The 1097-nt window shown below is 30.1% G+C and carries 1 protein-coding gene; it reads right to left on the reverse strand.

Annotated elements, in window-relative coordinates:
• Positions 1-256 precede the first annotated feature (256 nt).
• A complete protein-coding gene (locus BUB82_RS11680; RefSeq protein WP_073193802.1) occupies positions 257-901 on the reverse strand; it encodes an Ig-like domain-containing protein in 645 nt (214 codons plus the stop codon).
• Positions 902-1097: the final 196 nt, after the last annotated feature.

Here is a 1097-nt window from a genome sequence, read left to right on the forward strand (position 1 = left end):
ACTTTTCAATTTTTTCAGAATCAATTCCAATTCTTAGGATTATCAAAACATGAATTTATCTCTAAAAAATCATTGAAATCAACTTATTGGTAACGGTTTGGCTATAAGGCAGTAGCGCCCAAACAAGCCATCTCATTTTTATTTATTCAGCTAATTTAGCAAAAAAATCCCGAACTTTTGTTTTCAGCCTAAACCCGCGCTATTGCTTATAGCTGTTGTTGCCAGTAGTTTTTTGTTTTAAATTTGTTAATAATATTCAATTTAAAATAATTGTTTCTTCTTGAGAGGATTCATTAACAATGAAAGTCTCTGTGATAGAGCTTTCAGAATTACTAATATTAATATTTACACTAGTCCCAGTTACAGCGCGAAAGATTAAAACTGTCCCATCTCTAGAACTGTTGATATTTCTTGTAATGTTATCAGTTTCATAGCAAATTGAGTGAATCTCTACATCGTCCTCAAAATATTTATTACATAAACCAATCACATAATCACAACTTACAGTGAAATCTAAATCATTGTTATTTACAACATCTATTCGAAATACTGAGAATGGTATCGAAATTAAGGGCGGTACATTAATTGTTTGATTAGAAGGATCATAAGTATAACTTAGTGTGTATTCTGAATCAACGTAGAAATCATCAAAATCATTCACTAGACTAAAAGTTATATGTCTATTGTAAATATCACCATTAACTTCGTAAAATCCATTGCTGTCTGTAACGATTTCTGCTATATCAAGCTGACTACTTGATATGATAATAGTTCTATCAGCTATTGGGATACCTTCTCCATCTACAACTGTTCCGGTATAAATATTATTTTCACCGAATGAAGTAAAAGTAATTTCATCATCACCACCACCTATGTGACAAGATGACTGACTCAGTATCATAACTAGGATTACAGATATTCCTATTAGCTTAAATATATACCGCAAATTCTCTTTATTTTTCTTATTCACTAAAATCATATTTAATCTTCAAAATTACTGGCAACGGATTTGTATAACAATAGTGGCGACTAAAAAAACACTTGCCTATCGGTTAAACTTTTTATTTTTTAAAATACTCAAAATTATCATTTCAGCT

It is taken from the genome of Psychroflexus salarius (assembly GCF_900129035.1).
GTDB classification, from domain to species: Bacteria; Bacteroidota; Bacteroidia; order Flavobacteriales; family Flavobacteriaceae; genus Psychroflexus; species Psychroflexus salarius.

Bases quoted from the DNA above. Each gene is read 5' to 3' on its own strand.
- BUB82_RS11680 (WP_073193802.1), bottom strand. From the start codon at position 901: ATGATACTGAGTCAGTCATCTTGTCACATAGGTGGTGGTGATGATGAA.